This is a genomic window from Mucilaginibacter sp. Mucisp86 (assembly GCF_047324315.1).
Taxonomy (GTDB): Bacteria; Bacteroidota; Bacteroidia; order Sphingobacteriales; family Sphingobacteriaceae; genus Mucilaginibacter.
On sequence record NZ_CP168503.1, the window covers coordinates 5,418,366 to 5,442,558 of the forward strand.

Annotated in this window: 23 protein-coding genes; 7 read left to right on the forward strand and 16 right to left on the reverse strand. The window is 41.7% G+C overall.

What is annotated here, in order from left to right; all coding sequences use genetic code 11:
* The first annotated feature begins 90 nt into the window (after positions 1-90).
* Complete coding sequence (locus ACEN9X_RS22780) at positions 91-948, forward strand: AMP nucleosidase (RefSeq protein WP_413667311.1); 858 nt, start codon at positions 91-93, stop codon at positions 946-948.
* Positions 949-1,038: 90 nt separating this feature from the next.
* Here ACEN9X_RS22780 and ACEN9X_RS22785 read toward each other — a convergent pair whose 3' ends face one another.
* Entirely contained in the window at positions 1,039-1,293 is a 255-nt protein-coding gene (locus tag ACEN9X_RS22785; RefSeq protein ID WP_413671153.1) for a hypothetical protein, read from the reverse strand.
* Positions 1,294-1,386: 93 nt separating this feature from the next.
* On the opposite strand from ACEN9X_RS22785, the gene ACEN9X_RS22790 reads away from it, so the two are divergent.
* A complete protein-coding gene (locus ACEN9X_RS22790) occupies positions 1,387-2,748 on the forward strand; it encodes a pyridoxal-phosphate dependent enzyme (RefSeq protein ID WP_091211422.1) in 1,362 nt (453 codons plus the stop codon).
* 83 nt (positions 2,749-2,831) lie between these two features.
* On the opposite strand, the gene ACEN9X_RS22795 is transcribed toward ACEN9X_RS22790, so the two are convergent.
* From ACEN9X_RS22795 to ACEN9X_RS22810, 4 genes are all read right to left on the reverse strand, one after another.
* On the reverse strand, positions 2,832-3,947 hold the full coding sequence (locus ACEN9X_RS22795; RefSeq protein ID WP_413667312.1) for a DUF6438 domain-containing protein: 1,116 nt from the start codon (positions 3,945-3,947) through the stop codon (positions 2,832-2,834).
* 108 nt (positions 3,948-4,055) lie between these two features.
* Positions 4,056-5,618 carry an ArnT family glycosyltransferase gene (locus ACEN9X_RS22800; RefSeq protein WP_413667313.1) on the reverse strand — a complete coding sequence of 521 codons (1,563 nt, stop codon included), beginning with the start codon at positions 5,616-5,618 and terminating at the stop codon, positions 4,056-4,058.
* 230 nt (positions 5,619-5,848) lie between these two features.
* Positions 5,849-7,156 carry a UDP-N-acetylglucosamine 1-carboxyvinyltransferase gene (gene murA, locus ACEN9X_RS22805; protein WP_091211425.1) on the reverse strand — a complete coding sequence of 436 codons (1,308 nt, stop codon included), beginning with the start codon at positions 7,154-7,156 and terminating at the stop codon, positions 5,849-5,851.
* Between the two features lie 560 nt (positions 7,157-7,716).
* Positions 7,717-8,457: a DUF4290 domain-containing protein gene (locus ACEN9X_RS22810; protein WP_413667314.1), complete on the reverse strand. Its 741-nt coding sequence runs from the start codon at positions 8,455-8,457 to the stop codon at positions 7,717-7,719.
* 206 nt (positions 8,458-8,663) lie between these two features.
* On the opposite strand from ACEN9X_RS22810, the gene ACEN9X_RS22815 reads away from it, so the two are divergent.
* A complete protein-coding gene (locus ACEN9X_RS22815; RefSeq protein WP_413671154.1) occupies positions 8,664-9,761 on the forward strand; it encodes a mandelate racemase/muconate lactonizing enzyme family protein in 1,098 nt (365 codons plus the stop codon).
* 4 nt (positions 9,762-9,765) lie between these two features.
* Positions 9,766-10,224, forward strand: a complete 459-nt coding sequence (locus ACEN9X_RS22820; RefSeq protein WP_413667315.1) for an N-acetyltransferase family protein — start codon at positions 9,766-9,768, stop codon at positions 10,222-10,224.
* 57 nt (positions 10,225-10,281) lie between these two features.
* Here ACEN9X_RS22820 and ACEN9X_RS22825 read toward each other — a convergent pair whose 3' ends face one another.
* From ACEN9X_RS22825 to ACEN9X_RS22850, 6 genes are all read right to left on the reverse strand, one after another.
* Positions 10,282-10,419 carry a hypothetical protein gene (locus ACEN9X_RS22825; RefSeq protein ID WP_162996922.1) on the reverse strand — a complete coding sequence of 46 codons (138 nt, stop codon included), beginning with the start codon at positions 10,417-10,419 and terminating at the stop codon, positions 10,282-10,284.
* 101 nt (positions 10,420-10,520) lie between these two features.
* Positions 10,521-11,891, reverse strand: coding sequence for a dipeptidase (locus tag ACEN9X_RS22830; protein WP_413667316.1), 1,371 nt, complete (start codon positions 11,889-11,891; stop codon positions 10,521-10,523).
* 106 nt (positions 11,892-11,997) lie between these two features.
* The gene (locus tag ACEN9X_RS22835; RefSeq protein ID WP_413667317.1) at positions 11,998-12,165 is read right to left on the reverse strand and encodes a hypothetical protein; all 168 of its coding nucleotides are present in this window, start codon (positions 12,163-12,165) and stop codon (positions 11,998-12,000) included.
* 32 nt (positions 12,166-12,197) lie between these two features.
* Positions 12,198-13,298 (reverse strand): hypothetical protein, encoded by a 1,101-nt coding sequence (locus tag ACEN9X_RS22840; protein WP_413667318.1) that lies wholly within the window; start codon positions 13,296-13,298, stop codon positions 12,198-12,200.
* A gap of 79 nt (positions 13,299-13,377) precedes the next feature.
* The gene (locus tag ACEN9X_RS22845; RefSeq protein WP_413667319.1) at positions 13,378-13,530 is read right to left on the reverse strand and encodes a hypothetical protein; all 153 of its coding nucleotides are present in this window, start codon (positions 13,528-13,530) and stop codon (positions 13,378-13,380) included.
* A 231-nt stretch (positions 13,531-13,761) separates the two neighbouring features.
* The gene (locus ACEN9X_RS22850; protein ID WP_158286821.1) at positions 13,762-13,923 is read right to left on the reverse strand and encodes a hypothetical protein; all 162 of its coding nucleotides are present in this window, start codon (positions 13,921-13,923) and stop codon (positions 13,762-13,764) included.
* A gap of 568 nt (positions 13,924-14,491) precedes the next feature.
* Between ACEN9X_RS22850 and ACEN9X_RS22855 the strand changes: the two genes are divergently transcribed.
* Positions 14,492-15,922 carry a tetratricopeptide repeat protein gene (locus tag ACEN9X_RS22855; protein ID WP_413667320.1) on the forward strand — a complete coding sequence of 477 codons (1,431 nt, stop codon included), beginning with the start codon at positions 14,492-14,494 and terminating at the stop codon, positions 15,920-15,922.
* 25 nt (positions 15,923-15,947) lie between these two features.
* Here the strand turns inward: ACEN9X_RS22855 and ACEN9X_RS22860 are convergent, their stop codons facing one another.
* From ACEN9X_RS22860 to ACEN9X_RS22870, 3 genes are all read right to left on the reverse strand, one after another.
* Positions 15,948-16,244, reverse strand: coding sequence for a hypothetical protein (locus tag ACEN9X_RS22860; protein ID WP_413667321.1), 297 nt, complete (start codon positions 16,242-16,244; stop codon positions 15,948-15,950).
* Positions 16,245-16,462: 218 nt separating this feature from the next.
* Positions 16,463-16,831, reverse strand: coding sequence for a helix-turn-helix domain-containing protein (locus tag ACEN9X_RS22865; protein WP_413667322.1), 369 nt, complete (start codon positions 16,829-16,831; stop codon positions 16,463-16,465).
* A 169-nt stretch (positions 16,832-17,000) separates the two neighbouring features.
* Positions 17,001-19,286 carry an ATP-dependent helicase gene (locus tag ACEN9X_RS22870; protein ID WP_413667323.1) on the reverse strand — a complete coding sequence of 762 codons (2,286 nt, stop codon included), beginning with the start codon at positions 19,284-19,286 and terminating at the stop codon, positions 17,001-17,003.
* 330 nt (positions 19,287-19,616) lie between these two features.
* Between ACEN9X_RS22870 and ACEN9X_RS22875 the strand changes: the two genes are divergently transcribed.
* Entirely contained in the window at positions 19,617-20,177 is a 561-nt protein-coding gene (locus tag ACEN9X_RS22875) for an NADAR family protein (protein ID WP_413667324.1), read from the forward strand.
* A 54-nt stretch (positions 20,178-20,231) separates the two neighbouring features.
* Here ACEN9X_RS22875 and ACEN9X_RS22880 read toward each other — a convergent pair whose 3' ends face one another.
* Positions 20,232-20,591, reverse strand: coding sequence for a two-component system response regulator (locus ACEN9X_RS22880; RefSeq protein ID WP_110585230.1), 360 nt, complete (start codon positions 20,589-20,591; stop codon positions 20,232-20,234).
* Between the two features lie 352 nt (positions 20,592-20,943).
* Here ACEN9X_RS22880 and ACEN9X_RS22885 point away from each other — a divergent pair, with 352 nt between their 5' ends.
* A complete protein-coding gene (locus ACEN9X_RS22885) occupies positions 20,944-22,098 on the forward strand; it encodes a hypothetical protein (protein ID WP_413667325.1) in 1,155 nt (384 codons plus the stop codon).
* Positions 22,099-22,207: 109 nt separating this feature from the next.
* Here ACEN9X_RS22885 and ACEN9X_RS22890 read toward each other — a convergent pair whose 3' ends face one another.
* On the reverse strand, positions 22,208-24,172 hold the full coding sequence (locus tag ACEN9X_RS22890) for a M1 family metallopeptidase (protein WP_413667326.1): 1,965 nt from the start codon (positions 24,170-24,172) through the stop codon (positions 22,208-22,210).
* Positions 24,173-24,193: the final 21 nt, after the last annotated feature.

A 24,193-nucleotide genomic window follows, 5' to 3' on the forward strand; every position in this document is an offset into this window, starting at 1 on the left:
GTACAATATATAAGTAAACACTTATATTTATTAAAAAATAAAGCGCGCCCTGGTTCTTATACCGGGGTTTGCTGTATAAAAACAAATCATATGAACGAAGAATTAAACATTAAAAAAGACGGAGATGCCTTACCACCGCAGGTGAAAGAAGTGCAATCGCCCGTAAAATCAGGACTAAAAACAAAGGATGCAATTGTAGCAAACTGGCTACCACGCTATACCGGCCGTCCGCTTGAAGCATTTGGTGAGTATATTATCCTTACCAATTTTTCAAAGTATATCCAGTTGTTTTCGCAATGGCATGATAACGCGCCTATCATGGGTGTTGACAAGCCAATGCAAAGCGTTACAGCCAACGGTATAACCATCATTAACTTTGGTATGGGTAGTTCGGTTGCTGCTACTGTTATGGATTTACTTACCGCCATTCATCCAAAAGCTGTGATATTTTTGGGCAAATGCGGTGGTCTTAAAAAGAAGAACAACGTTGGAGACCTGATATTACCGATTGCAGCCATCCGCGGCGAAGGTACATCAAACGATTATTTACCGCCCGAAGTGCCTGCACTGCCGTCATTCGCGCTGCAAAAGGCCATCTCAACCACCATTCGTGATTACTCACGCGATTACTGGACTGGCACCTGCTACACGACTAACCGCCGTGTTTGGGAGCATGACAAAGTATTCAAGAAATACCTTAAAGACCTGCGTGCCATGGCCGTTGATATGGAAACAGCAACGATATTTACCACAGGCTTTGCCAACAAGATCCCTACGGGCGCGCTGTTGCTGGTATCAGATCAACCAATGATTCCCGAAGGTGTTAAAACCGCCGAAAGCGATTCGTCAGTAACCGAACAATTTGTTGAAACACACCTGCATATCGGTATCGAATCGTTAAAGCAGTTGATCAACAACGGGTTAACGGTTAAGCATCTTAAATTTTAAGTTCATTAGTTCACTGGTTCATTAGTTCATTTGTCTTAGCAAGCGCTAAACAAATGAACCAAATAGCAGTGAGCCAGGCATACCAATGAACTAATGAACAAATGAACCAATGACAATCCGCTTCATCCCCTCTCTGCCGTAAAATACCGGGAAATACATCATTTCGGCTTTCGCCGGATTTAGGGTGTATTTACCGTTGTAACGAGGGATGAGGTTTACGTTGAATGTATATTTGCCCTGTTTAAGGCTGCGGCAAAATATGCTTACCTTCTTCTTAAAATATTCGCGGTGTACTTCGCTGTTTTGCCATTCTGATTTTTGGCATATCTTAGATAAGTTATTTATCTATTTACTTTTCCATAAAAGAAATATCATTTAAGAAACTTATTTTTGAGGCGTAACCCTGCTATATATACCGGGTTAGTAGAGATTTAAATTATGTGGTACAATAACATACTCGATACCATTGGCAATACGCCGCTGGTAAAACTGAATAAAGTAGCGAAAGACATCCCTGCTACCGTTTTAGCCAAGATAGAGACAACCAATCCCGGCAACTCCATAAAAGACCGTATGGCCCTTAAAATGATTGAGGATGCTGAAAAAAGCGGCAAGCTTAAACCCGGCGGAACCATTATTGAAGGTACATCGGGCAATACAGGGATGGGTTTGGCTATTGCTGCGGTAATAAAAGGCTACAAATGTATTTTTACCAGTACCGATAAACAATCAAAGGAAAAGTTTGACGCCTTGCGTGCCTTTGGCGCCGAGGTAATTGTTTGTCCAACCAATGTAGAGCCAGAAGATCCACGATCATACTATTCAGTATCATCACGTCTGGAACGGGAAGTTCCTAATTCGTGGAAGCCTAATCAGTATGATAACCTGAGCAATTCGCAGGCGCATTATGAATCAACTGGTCCCGAGATCTGGGAGCAAACCGAGGGTAAGATCACGCACCTTATTGCTGGTGTAGGTACCGGCGGCACTATCTCCGGTATTGCCCGTTATCTGAAAGAAAAGAACCCGGCTATACAGGTGTTGGGTATTGATACTTACGGATCGGTATTTAAAAAATACAAGGAGACAGGTGTTTTTGATAAAAACGAGATCTATCCGTACATCACTGAAGGCATTGGCGAAGACTTCCTGCCGCAAAATGTGGATTTCAGCCTGATAGATCACTTTGAAAAGGTGACCGATAAAGATGCTGCCCTCATGACCCGTGAAATTGCGCGTAAAGAAGGGATTTTCTCCGGTAACTCAACCGGCTCGGCGGTGGCAGGTTTGTTACAGATGAAGGATAAGTTTAAAGAAGGCGATGTAGTTGTGATCGTTTTCCCTGACCATGGTACCCGTTATCTTGGCAAAATGTACAACGACGACTGGCTGCGCGACCGCGGTTTCCTGAAAGACGAAAAATTAACCGCCCGCGATATAATCAGCAAAAAAGATGTACAGGAAATCATTACCATTGATTGCGAAAAGAGCGTACTGGAGGCCATCAATACCATTAAATCGCTTAATATCTCGCAGATCCCGGTTACGCAAAAGGGTATGGTAATAGGTAAGATCACCGAAAGCGATATCCTTGATTCGCTGATCGAAAACCCATCCATCAAATCGCAGCCGATCAAAAACATTACCACTGCACCGTTTCCGTTTGTTGATCTGAATACTTCGATAGACAGGATCTCGGCCATGATCAATAAAGATAATATTGCGGTGCTGGTTGAAGACGGGAATGGCAAAATTGAGATCATTACCCAATATGATATTATAAACGCTATATCAGCCTGATCTAGGTAAAAGGTTAAAGGCGAAAGGTGTTGTGCGATGAGCATGGCACCTTTTGTTTTTTAATGATTTATTGAATAGGTATTTTAATTATCGGTTGCTTTTTTCCAGTGCCAGTTTTGGGTATTTACATCATAAAAGTTAAAGCCAAGATCGATTATAAAGGGTTTGCCTTTTTTAATAAATTTGAAGTATCGCCCATCTGTATCAACGCTATCCCGGGGCTGCCCAAAAGAATACAAGTATAACTTAAAACGTGATTTAAATAAGCTTGTATTAACTTTCTTTCCTTTGTCAAGTAATTCAGAAAGATAAGCGACCTCTGAGTTTTTAAGATAAATTAATGAATCATTTTTCGTGAAAGAGGCACTTGCTATTATGTATGTGGTGGCTTTAATATTCGTTTCTGCCGCCTTTTTTAAAGGGATTGTTTGATATATATAACGTAAGGAATTGCAGGCCCAGTTAAGTGGTAAAAGATCAATATCACTACCGGATTGGATCGTTTTGTAAATTCTACCATTTTTTACATAAGTGGTTGTAACCGTCTCAATATCGGCCGGGAATATTCCATCTTGTTTAATTTTTTCAAAATTAATGATCCTAAAGCTTTTCTGTATCTGTTCATATTTATCTTGAGGCACTGTTCCTGTAAATTGTCCTTTCATTTCCCCGGTAAACATTTTACCACTAAAAAGTATAGTTCTGTCCGAATTCAAAGTAATATCCATTACAGGGCATGTACCCAAACAACCAGAAGTAGATAAAATGATTTTGTCAAACTTGTTTTCTGCGAAGTTATGTGGATTGAAACGCCGAAATGTGTACAAGCCCTCGCTTGAATCAAATTGTAATAAATCAGCCGAAAGTTTGATAAGGTGATAATGCTCCCATTGTCCTTTAACGGGGTCAAAAAGTATTAAACTGTCTATTTTGAGTTTGTACCTTGAACGGGTATCAAGATATGTTTGTGTGTTTTCATTATGTTTTATAAATCCTCCTTTATTATCAAATGTTTGGTCGGCGTAAAATGAGAAACCGGTTTTATTTGGTGGGGCTATAAGCGAGGACATTCCTGTTTTTTCAACGTCCGAATTTCTTATTCTGATCCAGTCGCCTAAAATATCTTTTTGATTATTTTGTAATGTGTTTTTACAGGATGAAAAGAGTAAAAGCAAAAATATAGGCAGCAGAAATTTCATGATTGATAAGGTTTAGGAAAGAAACGATTCTCAGTCTGTTTTATTACAGAAAACAATTTGCCTGTCTGGTCCTTAAAGTCTCCCTTTCAGGGGATATTTAGAGGGGCACTACTCCAACCTCTTCTTCGCTAATTCCGGGCTATACCTTTGATTTAACCGATAATTGGGTGTAATAATAAACACCGCCGTGCCTTTTTCTCTGGCAAGGGGATTGGTTACCTCGCCAACTTTGGTAAAACTGCCGATCATTTTTCCTTCGACAAATTCTTTAATATTTTTTCCGCCGTTTTCGTCTACATAAATCAGGTATTTGCATTTGAGGCTATCGGGTGCCCAGAGGGTGAAGCTGCTATTTAGCGAAATTACATCGGGATAGCCGTATTGTTTGCCATAATGGTGCAGGGCACCGGCTTCGCCGTAGTTATCGGCATAAACTATGGTTTGTTTTTGATCTTCAGGACTGAGGCTTTTGTAGGCTTTATCAACCAGTGAGGCCATATCGTCCCATCCCAGCATATCGGCATAGTCCTGCGTGGTTGCATGTTTTTTACCGTCTTCCCAGGTCATCGAAAAGCGAGCGGGGGGCAGGTGTTTATCGGCAAACCGAAAAAATGCCAGGGTTTGGTTCATTGGCAAAATGGGCAACAAAATTGGTAATAATAAGGCGTTAGGTAACGTAAATAATACCACTAGGGCTGTACGCAAAACATAACCATTCGTTTTTAATAAACGCTCAAAACCGAACGCACCTGCTGCAAACAACATGGGGTAGGCACCGAAGATGTAGTAGCTTTTACCATCCATCATCAGTAAAAAAAAGAAGATGAGTGCATAAGCTAATGCCAGAAACTGGAAATTACGCAACCTGAACGAAAATATCAGGAACGCCAACCCATTAAGCCATACAAATAACGCTATGCCGTTGACCAGTAATTGCTGTTTAATAAAGTCAGTTGGGGTAATGTAGTCAAGCTGCTGCTCGCGCAGGGCCTTCATATGCGTGAATACCGGCATATGGTGCGTTATTTGCCAGATAAGGTTTGGCAGTACTATAATTATGGAAATTAAAGCAGCACCAAGAATATGTTTGTTGAACAGTAATTTACGCTGTTTGCTGATAAGGATACCGATAATCAGCGAAGCTGCAAAAAACAGCATGGTATATTTAGTGAGTATGCCCAGGCCAACTGCAGCCCCCAGCCAGTACAAGTACCTTACATCGGTAGTGTTGAGGTATTTAATCAGCAGCCAAACCGTTATTACCCACCAAAATTGATCAAACACTACAGGTTGGAATAGATATTGAGTCGCTACTAAGGCAGGAGCAAAAATGAGCGATAAACAGGCAAGGGTTATGGCAAACTTCTTTCCGCCAAATTCAATAACTATGAGACCGGTAAGCAGGACAATGAGACCGCCAAACAGGGTAGGGAACAATCGCGCAGCAAAAACCGAATTGCCGAAACAGGTGATTGATATTTTTGCCAGTATGGCTATAAATGGTGGCACTTCCTTATACCCCCAATCCAGGTGATCGGCCAGTACAAGGTGCAAAAACTCATCCCGGTGAAAACCGAAATGGGATATAGCGAAAAGATTAAGAACAACTTTAATAAATACAAATATCAGTACAAAATAAACGTAGGTAGATTTCCGGTTTTTGTAAGGCATTGTTTATGTAATGGTTTTTTTAAAGGTAGTATTTTGAGGTGAAAGGCAAAAGGTTAAAGGAGAAAGGTTTTTAAAAAGAAAAGATCAAAGCTCCCTTTATGTACAACTATTTCAGTATTCCAGATTTAAATATCCTACTTTAATATAAAAAGTTCTAAAATAGAAAAAGGTTAAAGGTTGTGCTAAGTGCAGCTACCTTTAACCTTTAACCTTTCGCCTTTAACCTAAACTTATATTCGGGTTATATCAGCGCCCAAAGCTTTAAGCCTTGTATCGATGTGCTGATAGCCGCGTTCAATTTGTTCAATATTGTAAATGGTTGACTGTCCCTGTGCCGAAAGTGCAGCAATCAACAGGGAAACCCCGGCGCGGATATCCGGCGAGGTCATGGAAATGCCGCGTAGTTTAACCTGGTTATCTAAACCGATAACAGTAGCACGGTGCGGATCGCAAAGGATGATCTGCGCACCCATATCCAGCAGTTTATCCACGAAGAATAAACGGCTTTCAAACATTTTCTGGTGGATCAGTACCGAACCTTTGGCCTGGATGGCAACAACCAGTACAATGCTTAGCAAGTCGGGAGTAAAGCCCGGCCATGGTGCATCGGCAATGGTCATGATACTGCCGTCAATGAAAGTTTCTATTTCATAATGCTCCTGTGCAGGGATAAAAATATCGTCGCCTCTTAGCTCCAGTTTAATACCCAAACGCTTGAAAACGTCAGGGATCATACCCAGCTCTTTGTACTGAACATCTTTGATGGTGATCTCAGAACCAGTCATGGCCGCAAGACCAATGAACGAACCGATCTCGATCATATCAGGCAATAAGCGGTGCTCGGTACCGCCCAGCTTTTCAACGCCTTCAATAGTTAAAAGGTTTGAGCCGATACCGCTGATCTTGGCGCCCATACGGCTCAGCATTTTGCAAAGTTGCTGCAGGTAAGGTTCGCAAGCTGCATTGTAAATGGTAGTGGTGCCTTTAGCCAATACCGCGGCCATCACTACGTTGGCAGTTCCGGTTACGGAAGCTTCATCTAACAAAATATAAGTACCCTGCAGGTTTGATGCATCCACATTAAAGAAGCCATTTTCGGGATTGTAATTAAATTGTGCACCAAGTTTTTCAAAACCCAGGAAATGCGTATCCAACCTGCGGCGGCCGATTTTATCGCCACCCGGTTTAGGGATAGAAGCCTTGCCAAAGCGGGCAAGCAATGGGCCTACTATCATAATCGAGCCCCGTAAACCGCCGCCTTTTGATTTGAAAGTCTCAGATAAGAAGAAGTCCTGGTTGATATCTTTGGCTTCAAAAGTATAGGTATGCTCGTTGATGCGTTCAACAATAACACCCATATCGCCAAGCAGCTCTATCAGTTTGTTTACATCCTTAATATCAGGGATATTGCTGATGGTTACCTTTTCGGCGGTAAGCAATACGGCAGATATAACCTGTAAAGCTTCGTTTTTTGCACCTTGAGGGGTTATTTCACCTTTTAGCGGTTTGCCGCCATTTATTACAAATGCGTTAGTCATGCGGAGTTTCGGATAATTGATAAGATCACCAATGATAAACTATCAAAGCTGTGATCGGTTTTGCCAAATAAAATTTATATGGGGCAAAGATTAGAAAATTAATGCAGATAAAATAAAAGCCAGGTGGGATTTATCATTAATGATATTGGCGCAAAAACGTCATTGCTTAGGAACCATCAAAGAGGAATCCCTGAACAATCATGGTGATGTTTAAATATATTTTGGAGATGGTGCGTGGGGGCTGCTGCGTTAGGGATGGGAGCGGATACCGGCCTGTGGTTAAGGCCTTGTGCAGTATGAGCGCACAGCCCGGGCCGCGGGCAACGCCCTAACTAAAACTGATCAAAAAAACATAATAATCAATGATTTATAATCATGTTATTAATAAGGTACGAAATAATCACAAACTAAACAGAGCGAACCTGCTAATCGGGGATTGCTTTATTTCGAATTTGCACGATGTATACATCAGGACCCTATGCGAGAGACCTGATGGGACATGAAAGACGGTATGCCGTAGAAAGCAAAAGCCCTCCCCTTCAGGGGAGGGTTGGGTGGGATTAATATTTCTTCGCGCCGCCGTTATTACGGTTGCGGTTTTGATTGTTGTTGCGGTTTTGGTTGTTGTTTTGCCTGCCGCCATTGCCGCCGCCGCGGTTTTGGTTGTTTTGATTGTTGTTGCGGCCGCGGTTGTTGTTATTGTTGTTGTTTTGCTGAAAGTTATTAGGACGGAAATCCACGCGGTTAAGGTTAACGTTATCTTCCAGTTTCAGTGTGCCGCCTGATAATGCATATAAGTCGGCGATGATGCTTTCGTCGCTCACCGAATCTTTGTTCCATTGTACATAGGCCATTTTCATGAAATTGGCTATCGCCTGGATCATGTGGCGCTTGCGTTCCGGCTCCTCAATAGCCTTTGCCTTTTCAATCATCAGCTCAATGGTTTTGCCATAGTGCTTGTATTTTATACGCTGATGAGGGTAGTTTAAAGGTGCCGGCTTAATATGCACAGCATCAGGTGACGGTTTGGGGTATGGTGAATCTACATCAATCTGGTAATCAGATATGATATGCAGGTGGTCCCAAAGTTTGTGTTTAAAATCGGCCACATCGCGCAGGTGAGGGTTTAGGAAACCCATAAGGTCAATAACCACCTGTGCATAGCGGTTGCGTTCTTCTTTGGTTGGCAGCGCTACAATATATTTAACCATATTTTGTACGTTACGGCCATATTCAGACAGGATCAGTTTATTCCTGGTTGAGTTATAATCAAAATTTGCAGGCGTGTTTTCTTTAGCCATGTTAATAGTTTTTTATGAAGATTTGAAAGTTAGCCAGACAAATTTCCCTGATGGAAGGGCAAAAGAGGCTAAAATTGAATTGTTACTTGTATTGAAGTAGTGCAAATATAAACTAATACTTATAATACGCAAATTACGTTGGTTAATTGTTGCAATTATTTGTTTTATTTTAGCTTTTAAACATCTACAATTTGGAAAATCAGCAAATTACCATCACCCATACAGATATCTACCGCTTCAGCATCCCAATGGAGCCGTTTACCATTGCCACCGGAACTTTGCCTCATGCTCAAAATGTTTTTATCCGCGTACACACCGATGCCGGCTTTTACGGCGTAGGAGAGTGCTCTGCTTTCCCGATGATTGTTGGCGAAACGCAGGATACCTGCCTGGTTATGGCACGTGAATTTGCCCGGTTATGGAAAGGGAAGGATGCTCTTGATATCGAGGCGCGGCTTCAGGAACTGCATAGCTTTACAGCAGGTAATACAACCATAAAAAGTGCCTTTGATAATGCCCTGTTTGATATAGCTGCTAAAAATGAGGGCCTGCCATTATACCAGTTTTTGGGTGGCGAAAAGCGTATTGTTGAATCTGATATTACTATAGGTATAGCGGGGCACCACACCATGGCTTTAAAGGCGCTTGATTTTAAAGCTTCAGGAGCCAATATATTAAAGGTAAAGCTGGGTAAAAATGTAGTGGAGGATATAGAACGTATTAAGCAGATCCGTGAAGCAGTTGGGCCGGCTATGAAGATCCGGATAGACGCCAACCAGGGCTGGACTTTTAACGAAGCAGTGTTTGCTTTGCAGTCAATTGCACAATATGATATTGAATTTTGCGAGCAGCCTATACGTACCTGGTATGATGATAGGTTACCCGAATTGATGGAACTATCGCCGGTTAAGATCATGGCCGATGAAAGCGTATATAACCACCATGATGCCCGTAAACAGATCAACGCAGGTGCTTGCCATTATATTAATATAAAGATGTCTAAGTCGGGAGGTATTTATGAGGCTAAACAGGTTCATGATGTGGCGGCTTCATACGGCATTCCATGTATGATGGGCGGGATGCTGGAAAGCAGGATTGCCTTAAGTGCTAAATTACATTTTGTGTATGCCTGTCCTAATATCCGGTTTTATGATATGGATACCTGCAAATTAGGGCATTTGGTTGATCCCTGTGTTGGCGGAGCAGTGTATGATGGCTATCATTTAAACATTGAGGATGCGCCGGGGATAGGTGCCGATGCTGATGAATCATTCCTGGTAGATTGTGAACGATTTACTATTTAAATAAATGCTGATCAGAAAAGCTACCAATGATGACCTGCCCGTATTGCTGCAATTTGAGCAGGGGATAATTACTACCGAACGCCCTTTTGATAGCACGCTTAAACCCGATCCTATCAGCTATTATGATCTCAAGGCCTTTATTGCCTCACCCGAAGTGGAGGTGTTGGTTGCCGAAATTGACGGCGAGATTGCAGGCAGCGGATATGCCCGTATTAAAAAGAACCCCGATAACTATTACGACTTTGAAAAATATGCTTACCTGGGTTTTATGTATGTTTTGCCCGCCTATCGCGGAAGGGGCGTAAACCAGGCAATTATTGAGGAATTAAAAAAGTGGGTAGCAGATCAGGGACTTGCCGAAATCAGGCTTGAAGTATATAACGATAATATCGGTGCTATTAAAGCCTACGAAAAGGTAGGGTTTGAAAAGCGGATGATCGAGATGCGGATAAGGCTCAAATAACAAAAAAAACGAGCCGGTAAGTTTTTACTTTCCGGCTCGTGGGGTGTTATAAATATCTTATAACAGGGGCTTTCGTTTCCATTTGCTGTCGCTTAAAGTTTTAGCGGTGGTGTTTTTTTCCTGTTTAAGTGGTTTGTGATCGCGCAACGGCTTTGATGCATCGGTCTTTTCTTTGTCCAATTCTTTAGTTGCCATGGTTGTTTGATTTATATAGTTAGATAATATCATAAATATATTATTTGTTCCGCGTAAAATCAAAAATAACCACCGTTAAATTTAAATTAAAGCTTTATGCCTTAGTTTGATAGCTCGGCAAAATATTTGTGGAACAGTGGAATGGTTTCAATGCCTTTATAATAATTATAAATATCATATTTTTCGTTAGGCGAGTGCAGTGCATCGCTATCAAGACCGAAACCCATCAGTACCGTTTTTAACCCCAGCTCGGCTTCAAACAAGGCAACAATAGGGATACTGCCACCGCCACGGGTTGGGATGGGCTCTTTACCAAATGATTCGGCTATGGCTTTTTGCGCCGCACGGTAAGCTATACTATCGGTAGGGGTTACAGCGGGCTCGCCGCCATGGTGCGGCGTTACTGTAACTTTAACATAAGGAGGAGCGATACTCAAGAAGTGATCGGTAAACAGTTTTGTTATAGCTTCAGAGGTTTGGTTGGGCACCAGGCGCATAGAGATTTTAGCGTTTGCTTTTGAAGGTAATACTGTTTTGGCACCTTCGCCAATGTAACCACCCCAAATACCGTTTAACTCAAGAGTAGGGCGGGTGCCTGTACGCTCAAACGTGCTGTAACCTTTTTCACCCCAAAGCTCGGTAACGTCGAGGTCTTTCTTGTATTCGGCTTCATCATAAGGTGCGCTGTTCAAAGCCTTGCGTTCGGCTTCGGTAAGCGGCACTACATCATTATAAAAGCCAGGGATGGTGATGTGATTGTTTTCGTCATGCAGGCTGGCAATCATTTGTGCCAGCACAGTAATGGGATTAGCTACCGCGCCACCGTAAACACCCGAATGAAGGTCGCGGTTGGGGCCGGTTACTTCTACTTCAAGGTAGGAGAGACCCCGTAAGCCGGTTTCAAGTGATGGATGCTCCATGCTGATCATTGAGGTATCAGAGATCAGCACAACATCGGCTTTCAATTTTTCTTTATTGGCTTTTACAAAAATACCCAGGTTGGAAGAGCCCACTTCTTCTTCACCTTCAATCATAAATTTGATGTTGCAGGGAAGTGTGCCTGTTTGCATCATCAGCTCAAAAGCTTTTACATGCATGTAAAACTGGCCTTTGTCATCGCATGCACCGCGGGCATATATTTTTCCGTCGCGAACAGTTGGTTCGAAGGGAGGGGTTTTCCACAGTTCCAACGGATCTGGCGGTTGTACATCATAATGACCGTAAACCAATACTGTAGGTTTGGATACATCTATGATTTTTTCGCCGTATACGATAGGGTAGCCGGCAGTTTGGCAAATTTCAACATTATCGGCTCCGGCATCGCGAAGCTTTGCTGCCACATAGTCGGCAGTTTTTAATACTTCAGGTTTGTATTTTGGGTCGGCACTAACCGATGCTAAACGTAACAGATCGAATAATTCATCAAGTAAACGCTGTTTGTTTTGCTCAACATATTGCTTTATGTGCTGCATAATATTATGGTTTGCAGCAAATATAGTCAGTTCATTGGTTCACTCGTTCATTAGTTTATTGGTGAATGATTTTTTAGTTGTTAAAATCATAATACCAATTCGCCAATTAGTCTGCAGATCCAAGGTCGTGTTTTGGTGAATTGAGAGTCTGGTTTGAAAATTCAGTTTTCTCAACTTTTACTTTGATTTCAGTTTTCGCCTCTTTGTGAGTCAAGGACACGGCGGTAAGTCCTGTCGCTATTAAAACCGCTGCTGCTATGATAAACTTTTTCATATTGTTAACAGTTTTAGGATGGATTAAAGCAGTTATGCCATGAAATCAGCAGAACCCAAATCTCTTTTTGGGCCAGGACCAGACTGAGCGAAATCAGCAGAACCTAAATCTCTTTTCGGGCCAGGACCAGACTGAGCGAAATCAGCAGAGCCTAAATCTCTTTTTGGGCCAGGACCAGACTGAGCGAAATCAGCAGAGCCTAAATCTCTTTTTGGGCCAGGACCAGACTGCGCAAAATCAGCAGAACCTAAATCTCTTTTTGGGCCAGGGCCAGACTGAGCAAAATCAGCAGAACCTAAATCTCTTTTTGGGCCAGGACCAGACTGAGCAAAATCAGCAGAACCTAAATCTCTTTTTGGGCCAGGACCAGACTGCGCAAAATCAGCAGAACCTAAATCACGTTTTGGACCAGGACCAGACTGAGCGAAATCAGCAGAACCTAAATCTCTTTTTGGGCCAGGACCAGACTGAGCGAAATCAGCAGAGCCTAAATCTCTTTTTGGGCCAGGACCAGACTGAGCGAAATCAGCAGAACCTAAATCTCTTTTTGGACCAGGACCAGATTGAGCAAAATCGGCAGAACCTAAGTCACGTTTTGGCTGAGGACCGAAGGCAAAGTCGGCAGAACCTAAGTCACGTTTTGGTTGAGGACCGAAAGCGAAATCGGCAGAACCTAAATCACGTTTTGGCTGAGGACCGAAAGCGAAATCAGCAGAACCTAAATCACGTTTTGGCTGAGGACCGAAGGCAAAGTCAGCAGAACCTAAGTCACGTTTTGGCTGAGGACCGAAGGCAAAGTCGGCAGAACCTAAGTCACGTTTTGGCTGAGGACCGAAAGCAAAGTCAGCAGAACCTAAGTCACGTTTTGGCTGAGGACCACGGGCAAAGTCAGCAGAACCTAAGTCACGTTTTGGCTGAGGACCGCGGGCAAAATCAGCAGAACCTAAATCACGTTTTGGCTGGGGGCCACGGGCGAAGTCAGCAGAACCAAGATCACGTTTTGGTTGAGGGCCACGGGCATCGGCAGAGCCTAAATCACGTTTTGGTTGAGGGCCATTGGCGGCGTTTGCTAAAGTTGCTGTTGATAATATGGTGCTTAATGCTAAAGTTGCTATCAGTGTTAAATTTTTCATGACGTTTTTGAATGTGTGGGGGTACGTGAATATTTTTTTGTTTAATAAATCTCTCTTGTGTGTTGTTGTCTTTTTTTATTTAGTCGGCGCTGCCTAAATCTCTTTTAAAGCCGGTTGTCAACGAGTTAACCGGGGCAATCACCATTTTTTCTTTGCTTTCATTTTTGTTGGTAGCTGATGATAGTGCTCCTGCACTAAGGGTTACTGTTGCTATGAGGATGAATTTTTTCATGTTGTTTTATGTTTTATTGATCGTGAACAGATAAATCAGTCAGCACTTCCCAGGTCCCTTTTGTAACCCGTTGTGAATAAATGAAGGTTAGCAAACTCAGCTTTGGGGCTTTCCTTTTTGCAGGATGATATAACTCCTGTAAAAAGAACTGCTAAAGTGATGGTGATTATTTTTTTCATGATCGTGTGAATATTATCGATGTTGAATTTTCTGTATGATTTTAATCTGATCTCAGTCGGCGCTTCCCAGGTCGCGTTTAAAACCGGCGGGCGTTTTTGTGAAATTGACAGCTGTTGGCTGAGCATCTTTTTTTGTCGATGATGACAAAACCGATGACGATGAGAGTACTCCGGCGCCTGCGGTCAGAAGTACAAAAAACACTGCTTTTTTCATATTGATTAATTATTGTATTTAATATTCTATTTTTTAAATTAATACGATAGTAAATATTTATTAAAACTCATTAAGCTTATTTTAAGCTTATCACAAATATTTTAAAAGTCAGATTTTATACTCTGTTTTTTTAAAAATCCTGTTATTTTAAATTTTAAATAAAAGCTATCTGTTTCGTATTTTTATGCTGTTAATTATTCGGTTAAATTACTAATTTTAAATGTAATATCATTCCGGTTAGTTGTTAATATGGTATACAATTTGTTGCACGTTTTTCACGTTATTTCGCTTATTTGATATACAAACTATAAACATATGGTACATTTTGTATATATGTTTAAATATTATTGTAATTGGTTATAAGTTACCGTGGGTGATATTGGATGCTTGTTTTTATGTATTTAATACATTGTATATCAGATATTTAACACTGCAAATATAAATATGTTTTTTAATTAGTTAGAAAAAATATAAAAATAATTTTCCACATTGTTTTTTATTCTTAACATTAAATATAATTCAGCATTATTTTATAACTTTCACCCCAACAGAACGTAGAAGTGTTTTAATGAAAAAAATCGGCACATTTATATTATTCTTTTTATTATCGCTTACGGTATACGCGAATGATATAGCTGATGTTGCTGCTAAAGATACTACTGAAGTAATAAGCCTGAACACCAATGCTTATGCAAACAGGCTCACAAACCCCGAACAAACCGTAGAAGACGCTACCAAAGCGCTTAAACTATCTACCAAACTAAACTATATTGATGGTATTGCAGAGGCTTATCGGGTTATTGGTATTGGGAAATACTATCTTGATCAACCCGAAAAAGCTATTGAAAATTATTTGAATTCACTTTCATACTTCACCCGTAACAATAACCTGAGAGGTGAGGCCAAAGTTTATAATAATATCGGGATCCTGTTTCGGGACCATGATTACGAACGCTCGCTTACTTACCTCAACAGATCACTGGAGATAGCACAAAAAATAAACGATACTAAACTGGTTGGATCGCTGTATTTAAACATAGGCAACGTTTACACGCGCAAAAACAACCTGTACATGGCGCTTAAGTTTTATGATAAAAGCTTCCCGATATTTCAAAAACTAAGCGACTCGGTAAACCTGATCCAGTGCCTGCAAAACCGCGGTGTTATTTATTTTAAGCTTAAGGATTATGATAAAGCCCTGAGTTTGCTGCTGGAGGCCAATTCGGGCGCAAAGGCACGTGATTTAAATGAATCGGTTGCCAGCGTTGACCTCACGCTTGCAGCCCTTTATATGACAAAAGGCGATTTTAAGAACGCCGAAAAAATGGTACAGGAGGGAACCGCTTATACCCAGCTGGTAAAGGACCCTAAGCTCGATTACGATTATAAATATACCACGTACGAACTTGAGTATAATAAAAAGAATTTTGCCCGTGCAGTAAATCTGTTGAGGGAAATATATACCCAGGATAGTATTACCTACAAAACCAACGTATCGGCACAAATGAACCTGGTGGAGGCCAAACGCCGGCAGGAGGAGCAGCTGAAAGAAAATGAAAGGATTGCTGAGCGCCAGGCTTATGACCGGTCGAAATTTTGGGCGGTAACCGTGGTTGCGGGTTTGTTGCTTGTAGTAATTGGCTTGCTGATTAGTAATGTAAAGCGTAAAGCCAAAACCAATGCCCAGCTCACGCTGCTAAACGGCGAGGTATCCCGGCAAAAAGATAATCTTGACCGGATCAATCATCACCTCGAAGAAATTATTGATGAGCGTACCAAAGATTTACAGTTGAAGAATAAGAAACTTTCAGAGCATTCTTCATATCTGTCGCATCAGATCAGGGGGCCCATTGCTACTTTACGCGGTTTAATTAATCTTGAAAAAGAAGGCCTGGTTGACCAGGCCGAATGTTTGGATATGATGGATAAGTGTGTATCCGAAATTGATGAAAAAATCATCGAAATGAGCGATATGCTCCATAACCCGCCGCGGGTTTAATTCCAATTACCATTTCTCTTTCGTATTAACTAAAATGTACCGGCAGGCTTGAATGTATTTGCGCTTCAATAAGGCCCAGGTAAATACAATACCACGATATCATTTGTAAAACCAGCAGTTGCCTGTGTTTATCATAACCCTGTGTTTCAAAGGCCAAAGCTTCATTGCCGGCAGTCACAAAAAATCTTAATTCGCCTTTGCTGGGTTTAAAGCGAGCCCTTAGTAAGTCAAATGCTTTTATTTTTAACTTACTTTTAGGATCATGAATAATACCGTCGCTCAGGGTTTCATTTTTTGATATGGAGATAAGATAATTCGACATACAGTTTGTATTTGTAATCCGTATGCCACAATTATTACTCCAAACCTTTATAAAACGCTCATTATCGCTAAATTAGCTAATATAAGAAGAAGATTCTTTATTGATGTTTCCTTTTATTAAATATTGTTAACTGGTATTTAATGGAACCAATAAAACAGGACATCAAGCGAAGCAAACAATGTACACTATCTGTAAACTGTAATATTTACAGCACACATTCATATAGCTACGCTGGCCTTGTTGCGTAATTCTTCGTAAAGTAATATTACTTTGCGTTGTAAATTGGCAATTTCTGATTCGCGGTCTATTAGCTTTTTTTGCGCAACACTTAAACTTGAGGGCCTCATGTCAACTTCTTCGGTGTCAAGAGCCAGTATGTTCACAACGTTAATGTCAAAAATATTGGCTATCTGTTCAAGACGCGACAAGTTAATATCAGTTACTCCGGTTTCAATTTTTGAAAATGCCGGAATAGAGATGCCCAAACGGTTAGCCACATCTTCCTGGCTCCATCCATGCTGATGGCGTAATGTCCGGATGTTTTTACCAACGGATTTGTTTGTTTTCTTTTTTACAGTATCGCTCATATTTCAATCAAAATATTAATTAGGGAAAGGGATACTGATGTAATCCAAATGGTATGCCATCATTAAATTACCTTTAAATTAGTGTTATAAGGGCAATTTAATGATGGACTGTGGTGAGGCCTGGGGAATCAATTCCTCAAAGTAGGGATTTTAACTCTTGGTTTATGTTTTACTGAATGATGTAAAGCTTTGCAAATTTTAGCAATAACTGCTTTTGGCCAATCTCTTTAAAGAAGATGGTGGCTTTTATATCGGGCTTGTTGCCTTCAAGTGAGATCACTTTACCAAAGCCAAAACGTTCATGTTCTACCTCCATACCCACCTGCAGATTGGATGTGTCGGAAGGTTTGAAATTGGCCGATGGCACGTGCGCCTTAGCCAGTATGGACGTAGTTTTTACTGGTGCAGCAGCTGCCGGTTTTGGCCGCGAAAATGTATCAGGCTGCTTATCCCTGCTCCATGCTTTGCGTTCGTCCTCAAAAAATGGATTACTGCCGGAAGTCGGTTTTGCAGTGTAATCGAGTTCAAGGTATTTTGCATCAATTTCGTCCAAAAAGCGGCTCGGTTCGCAATTGATCAATGTTCCAAACTTAAAGCGTGAGGTGGCATAACTGATATGCAGCTTGCTTTCGGCACGGGTAACTGCCACATAAAACAACCGGCGCTCTTCTTCCAGGTCACTGCGCGAATTAAGTGACATCTGCGACGGGAAAAGATTTTCTTCAAGCCCCACAACATATACCTGCGGAAATTCCAAACCTTTTGACGAGTGGATGGTCATGAGCGAAACGGTGTCTGCATCTTTATTTTTATCCTTATCGTCATTGGTTAACAGGGCTACGTCCTGCATGAAAATATCGAGGCCTTTTTCTTCAATATCTTCCCGCTCCGAAAACTCCTTAATACCGTTTAAAAGCTCCTGGATATTTTCGTAACGGTTAAGTCCCTCTACAGATTTATCTTCATAAAGATCTTTCAATAAGCCCGAATGCTGGGCCACATATAAAGCAGATTCGTAGGCTGATTTTGTTTTGGCCAATACCTGGAAGCTCTGGATCATGGTGGCAAAATTGGCTACTGCACCGGATATTTTACCCTCAAGGTATTTGCCGGGTTCAACAATAACTTCCCATGGTGTTATGCCATGCTGATCGGCCGCTACGATGATCTTATCAACTGAGGTGTCGCCAATACCGCGTTTAGGGTAGTTGATAACACGTTTCAAAGCTTCTTCGTCGTTAGGGTTAAAGGTAAGCCTGAAATAGGCTATCAGGTCCTTGATCTCCTTGCGTTGATAGAACGACAGGCCTCCGTATATTTTATACGGGATGCCCAGCTTACGTAAAGCCTCCTCCATGGAGCGGGACTGTGCGTTGGTACGGTAAAGTATGGCAAACGCGGCCCATTTAAGCCCGTTCGAGCTGCGGTCCTGCATGATGGCTTCGGCTACCAGTTTACCTTCTTCGTTGTCGCTAAAGGCCCGCATAACTTTGATCTTATCGCCTGATTCTTTTTCGGAGAATACGTTCTTTTTAAGCTGATCTTTATTATTGCGGATAATGCTGTTGGCTACATTTACAATATTTTGTGTAGAACGATAGTTTTGCTCCAGCTTAAACACTTTCAGATCGGGATAATCCTTCTCAAAATTGAGGATATTTTGAATATTGGCACCGCGGAAAGCGTAGATACTTTGAGCATCATCCCCTACAACGCAAAGGTTTTCGTTAACGGCAGCAAGCTTTTTAACAATCAGGTATTGCGAAAAGTTGGTATCCTGATACTCATCAACCATGAGGTATTTAAACTTATGCTGATACTTGTTTAGCACATCAGGGTGCAGTTTCAGCAGTTCGTTGGTTTTGTACAGCAAATCGTCAAAATCCATAGCGCCGGCACGGTAGCAGCGGGTAGCATACATCTCGTATATTTTGCCCATTTGCCCGCGGCCGCTCGAAAAGTCGTCGGCCTGGATCTGTTCGTTCTTGTTATATTCCTGCCAGGAGATCAGGTTATTTTTTGACGCTGAGATGCGGTTGAGTACAAAGTTTACATTGTACAACTTATCATCAAGGTTCATTTCTTTTAAAATGGCCCTTAAAACACTCTTGCTATCGTCGGTATCGTAGATGGTAAAATTGCTTGGATAGCCAATTTTTTCAGCCTCAACCCGCAAAATTTTGGCAAACACCGAGTGGAAGGTGCCCATCCATATATTTTTGGCTTCGGTACCAACTACATGGGTAATACGCTCGCGCATTTCGCGGGCGGCCTTATTGGTAAATGTTAGTACCAGTATGTTAAATGAATCAACACCCTTGCGTATCAAATGCGCCACGCGATAGGTAATAACACGTGTTTTGCCCGATCCGGCACCAGCAATAATCATTACCGGCCCTTCAGTTTGTTCAACTGCTGCCCTTTGTTCGGGGTTTAATCCCTGTAAGTAATCCAAAATCTTTTCCTCTTTCTATGAGCCAGCGAAATTAAGGTTTTGAGGCGAAAGGGGAAAGGATTTCGGATGTCGAATTTGAGATTTCGGATTTGGATTTTTTGTTGGGATTACACCGATTATTTTTTGATTACACCGATTTTGAATGTTGATGTAGATAACTGCGTTGATTACGCTAATTTTTTAAAGACTGGTTTTAGATTGGGGATTCCTTTTTTACTTCACTTTTATCCTTGCGCTCATCTGTGATGAGTGCTTAACATGGCTTCGCGATTGTATCGCGCGGTGGACGATCTTTAATACTGTTAAACAAAATTTTTATAGTTTTAAACCATGCTACAGCACTATGATAAACAATGGCTCATTCAGGAGTTTAAACAGGAAAAACCGGTTAAATATCTTTTCTTTTGGGGACATACTCCGAAACCAGGCGAACAGGTAGGGAAATTTTGTTTCAGTCAATGGTTTGAATTGCCTTTTACCGTTGATGGGATAACCTATCGCACTGCCGAACATTGGATGATGGCCAAAAAAGCTTTGTTATTTAACGACACCGAAATTCACGATAAAATTATTGAAGCCGTTAAGCCCGGCGAAGCCAAAGATCTTGGTCGGGAAGTAAGAAACTTTGACGACGAGGCATGGAAAGCGCAACGTTACGAAATAGTAAAACAAGGCAACATACACAAGTTTAGTCAATATCCACTTTTTGCCGATTATCTGTTGGCTACCGGAGACCGCGTTTTAGTTGAAGCGAGCCCAAGAGACACGATATGGGGTATAGGTTTAGGAGGGGATAATCCCAAAGCACAGCATCCGGATACCTGGCGGGGATTGAACCTGTTAGGGTTCGCGCTGATGGAAGTGAGGGCTATTTTGAAAGCTGCGAAGTAATATTTTGTTAGGTTTATGGGAATAACTTTTAATTGATTTTAATGAAGTTATTCCTCAATTCAAAAACCTGTTAATGGTTTTCACCAGCTTATTTACATCAAAAGGCTTGGGTACAAAAGCATCATAACCAAAGTTAACCAGGGCAATGGCCTGTTCATGGTAGGCCGAAATTAGGATCACGGGGATATGCCGGGTATCCTCATTGCCTTTGATAAGCTGACAAATACGACCGCCGTTAAGGCCCGGCAACATATAATCAGTTAGTACAAGATCGGGGTTGTAATTTTTTACGGCTGCAATAATATCATCAGTACGGTCAAGACCTGTAACCTCAAAATCATGAAAGGTAAGCACAGTTTCAAGCACCCGTAAAATTTCGGCATCATCTTCAATTATGAGTATATTTTTTGCCATAAGTAAATTGCTAATTTAATACAGTTAGTTATTAGCTTTTAATGTCACAAATAAACAAAATGTTTTATAATTAAAAATATTTCGCGGTATTTAGGTGGAGTTAATATAGAGCTATATTACAAATATCTTCCTTATAAGCAGTTAGATATCATGCTATTTTGATAGTATATTATCTTTTGTAAAGATAATTGCTTTGATCCCTTTTTCCAATAGAAACAACTGATAGTTAACCATATAATCACTTTGTGACAATAGTGCAAACGGCTGCAATGCTTGTTTTTATCAATGAGGTGCAACGCATTGAAAAGTTGCTTGTCAATTAGGGCATAACCTGACAAATATGATTTGCAAAATGAAAATTAAATTTAACCTAAGCTTAATGTTTTTGATGCTTTTTGTTGCTATTGCAAACAACAGTGTTGCGCAGTTAGCCAATAAGATGGAAAGTGATGACAGCGCTCCTGCGGGCCGGGGCGAAAGAGATACGCTTGGCAACAATGCAGCCGGGATCCTTCCCGCTCCTGATGTTTTGAAAAATACAGGTATCGTTTATGATGATAGTGGCGATTGGCAGGATCGGGTTAAAAACGGAGTGTTGAAGATTGCGTCGAAAAAATATGGCAAAGTTTATACAGCCGGTAAATTGGACGAGCTAATGATCGATAACCGTTTTGGCGAGGTTAAAGTAAATACCTGGAGCCGCAACGAGTTTAGTGTGGAAGTACAGGTGAAAATTTATGCCGATAAACAAGCCGACGCCCAGAGTTTTTTAGATGTGGTTGGTGTAAGCGATAAAAGGGGAGAGGCGATGGTATCTTTTAAAACAATTATTGGGAATAACGGCAGTAACAGCAATGTGTTATGGACAGGAGAGGACAAGCCGCATCTTAAAAAAATCGAGATCAATTATGTAGTTTTTATGCCCGCAAAAAATGCATTAAGTATCAGCAATAGTTGCGGCACAACTATTCTGCCCGATTTTAGCGGGAAACTCATATTGAACACTTTGTACTGTGATGTTACGGCAAAGAGGCTGATCAACCCGTTAAACAACGTAAAGGTAAACTTTGGTAATGCCAATATTGAAGCGTTTAGTGGTACCCGGCTCGAGGTTTTGCATGGTAGTCTGGACCTTAATGAAGGCAGTAACTTTAATGTAAGCGTAAGCTATGGCCCCGCAAGGATAGGGCGAATTTATTCTTCGGCTAACGTTGATGTAAAATTTGGCAAACAGTTCAGGATTGAAAATATCGACAAAAGCATCAAAACATTAAACGTAAATGCAGCCTACTGTAGCGTTCAGGTGGGCCGGGTCACCGGGGTAAATGCCAATTGTAATATCAATACCTTTTATGGACAATTGAACATCAACGATCCTAATATTAAATTGCTGAGTAATGCAACATCAGATAATGCAGCAAAAAGCTATAAAGGCTGCCTGGGCAAAGGGAATACAAGCAGGAATATCGTTATAAAAACAAATTTTGGACAGGTTAATTTTGATTAAAAGAACAAAAAATGGCGGTAAGCCCAAACACTCACCGCCATTCAAAATTCCATCTAATCTCTAATTTTCCATAAATCCGAAATTGAAATTCCCAAATCCGAAATTAAAATCACTCTCCCCTGTAAACGTTGTTTTTAAGGTCAACGTCGGGCAGTTGATGATTAGGATCAATCTCCATGCTTTTAATGGCCGATGTTGAAGGATATTTAAACTTCCAAACGCCATCCCGCTGCCAGATATTTACCGGCAAATGAAGAATTTCAGTTTTGCCATTAGCCTGAACAATTTTAAGATCAACAGGCATGGCCATTTTTTCCTTATTGGTAAGGGTGATCAGCGCACCTTCGGCCGGGTTGCCTTTGATATAGCTTACCGAAGTAATGGCCTGGTCAAGCTTCCAGGTGGTAAAGAACCATGATTTCCAAAACCAGTTCAGGTCTTCGCCTGTGGCGTCATTCATTGCCCTGAAAAGATCGTAAGGCAGCGGGTGTTTAAATGCCCAGTTTTTTACATACTCACGGAAGGCATAATCAAAACGCTCGGGACCGATTACTACGTTTCTTAAGATATCCAAACCTAAAGCTGTTTTTGTATAGTATTGACCGTAATCATTCAATCCGATAGCCTCCGGAGGGGTCATGAGCGGGTCTTTGCTGTTGCGGTAACCGGCCAGTATATTTTGTGCCGAACTGCTTCTTTCAACATATTCGCCGTTGTTAAATGCCTTGGTGGCATATTCATTGATGAAAGTATTAAAACCTTCGTCCTGCCACATGTATTTACGCTCGTTTGAGCCCACGATCATCGGGAACCAGTTATGACCTATTTCATGGGTAACATCGCCCCAAAGGTCGCCTTTTTTCAGGTTGCTCAGGCAGAAGATGGCGCCCGGATATTCCATTCCCAAAGCTACGCCCGATACGTTCACTGCCGAGTTCCATGGATATTCAAAATATAAGTTTGAATAGATCTCCATGCTGTTTTTTAGATACTCGGTTGAACGGCCCCAACTGTCATAGCCTGAGCTTTCAACCGGGTAAGCCGACTGGGCAATGCCTTTGCGGCCCGAAGGGAAGTTAACCCGTGCTGCATCCCAGATAAAGGCATCCGAAGCACCCCAGGCAATGTCGCGGGTGTTTTGCATTTTAAAATGCCAGGTAAGCGTACCCTTAAACGGACGGGTTGAACCTTTACCAACTTCTGCAGCGCTGATGACGGTTACCGTTTTATCGCTGTTGCGGGCTTGCTCCAGTCGCTTCAATTGGGTTGGCGTAAGTACTTCTTCAGGATTTTGCAAATCGCCCGAACCAACTACAATTTTATTGGCCGGGGCTGTGATGTAGTAATCAAAATCGCCGTACTCGCAATAAAACTCGCCTAAGCCCATGTAAGGCAGGGTGTTCCAGCCTTCTACATCATCGTATACGCACATACGCGGATACCACTGTGCAATTTCATAAACATAGCCTTGTTTGAATTTTTTGCGGCCCATACGGTCGGCGCCATAAAATGGAATGGCGAAATCATAATTTACCTTGATCTCAATTTTTTCGCCTTTGCCGTCCATTGGGGAATTAAGGCGCAGTTGCATGCGGGCGTCAGTAATGATCGGATCAACCTTATAAGTTTCGCCTTTATAGGTAACCTCAACAGAAGCAATATGGTAACCTCCGCGGCTAAAACCACGAACATCAAACCTATCGCCGGTATAAGGAGTTACCGCTGCTCCGCGCGAGTCGGGTTTAAAAAGGTTTTGATCCAATTGCAGCCACAGGTAGTCGAGCTTATCAGGGCTGTTGTTGGTATAGGTAATGTTAACCTCTCCGGTAATGGTAGTGTCTTTGCCTTCGTTAAGTGAAGCTTTGATCTGATAATCGGCCCGGTTTTGCCAGTAATTTGGCGAAGGTTTTCCGGCAGCAGAGCGGGTTCCGCCGCTGGTAACCGGCCAGGTAATCGGGCCAAAAAGATCGCGGTGATTGTATTTTGTTGTGTCGGTGCTTTGGGCCGATGCCGTTCGCGTTAAGGGCATCAGCGCTACAGCGCATAATAAATAATTCAGTTTAAAACAGTTCATCTTAAATTTTTGGTAACAAGG

Excerpts from the sequence above, each read along its gene's own strand:
- ACEN9X_RS22780 (WP_413667311.1), top strand. The coding sequence starts at position 91 with ATGAACGAAGAATTAAACATTAAAAAAGACGGAGATGCCTTACCACCG.
- ACEN9X_RS22855 (WP_413667320.1), top strand. The coding sequence starts at position 14,492 with ATGAAAAAAATCGGCACATTTATATTATTCTTTTTATTATCGCTTACG.
- ACEN9X_RS22790 (WP_091211422.1), top strand. The coding sequence starts at position 1,387 with ATGTGGTACAATAACATACTCGATACCATTGGCAATACGCCGCTGGTA.
- ACEN9X_RS22845 (WP_413667319.1), bottom strand. The coding sequence starts at position 13,530 with ATGAAAAAATTCATCCTCATAGCAACAGTAACCCTTAGTGCAGGAGCA.
- ACEN9X_RS22840 (WP_413667318.1), bottom strand. The coding sequence starts at position 13,298 with ATGAAAAATTTAACACTGATAGCAACTTTAGCATTAAGCACCATATTA.
- ACEN9X_RS22810 (WP_413667314.1), bottom strand. The coding sequence starts at position 8,457 with ATGGCTAAAGAAAACACGCCTGCAAATTTTGATTATAACTCAACCAGG.
- murA (WP_091211425.1), bottom strand. The coding sequence starts at position 7,156 with ATGACTAACGCATTTGTAATAAATGGCGGCAAACCGCTAAAAGGTGAA.
- ACEN9X_RS22825 (WP_162996922.1), bottom strand. The coding sequence starts at position 10,419 with ATGGCAACTAAAGAATTGGACAAAGAAAAGACCGATGCATCAAAGCCG.
- ACEN9X_RS22860 (WP_413667321.1), bottom strand. The coding sequence starts at position 16,244 with ATGTCGAATTATCTTATCTCCATATCAAAAAATGAAACCCTGAGCGAC.
- ACEN9X_RS22885 (WP_413667325.1), top strand. The coding sequence starts at position 20,944 with ATGAAAATTAAATTTAACCTAAGCTTAATGTTTTTGATGCTTTTTGTT.
- ACEN9X_RS22835 (WP_413667317.1), bottom strand. The coding sequence starts at position 12,165 with ATGAAAAAGTTTATCATAGCAGCAGCGGTTTTAATAGCGACAGGACTT.
- ACEN9X_RS22800 (WP_413667313.1), bottom strand. The coding sequence starts at position 5,618 with ATGCCTTACAAAAACCGGAAATCTACCTACGTTTATTTTGTACTGATA.
- ACEN9X_RS22795 (WP_413667312.1), bottom strand. The coding sequence starts at position 3,947 with ATGAAATTTCTGCTGCCTATATTTTTGCTTTTACTCTTTTCATCCTGT.
- ACEN9X_RS22890 (WP_413667326.1), bottom strand. The coding sequence starts at position 24,172 with ATGAACTGTTTTAAACTGAATTATTTATTATGCGCTGTAGCGCTGATG.
- ACEN9X_RS22875 (WP_413667324.1), top strand. The coding sequence starts at position 19,617 with ATGCTACAGCACTATGATAAACAATGGCTCATTCAGGAGTTTAAACAG.
- ACEN9X_RS22850 (WP_158286821.1), bottom strand. The coding sequence starts at position 13,923 with ATGAAAAAAGCAGTGTTTTTTGTACTTCTGACCGCAGGCGCCGGAGTA.
- ACEN9X_RS22865 (WP_413667322.1), bottom strand. The coding sequence starts at position 16,831 with ATGAGCGATACTGTAAAAAAGAAAACAAACAAATCCGTTGGTAAAAAC.
- ACEN9X_RS22880 (WP_110585230.1), bottom strand. The coding sequence starts at position 20,591 with ATGGCAAAAAATATACTCATAATTGAAGATGATGCCGAAATTTTACGG.
- ACEN9X_RS22830 (WP_413667316.1), bottom strand. The coding sequence starts at position 11,891 with ATGCAGCACATAAAGCAATATGTTGAGCAAAACAAACAGCGTTTACTT.
- ACEN9X_RS22820 (WP_413667315.1), top strand. The coding sequence starts at position 9,766 with ATGCTGATCAGAAAAGCTACCAATGATGACCTGCCCGTATTGCTGCAA.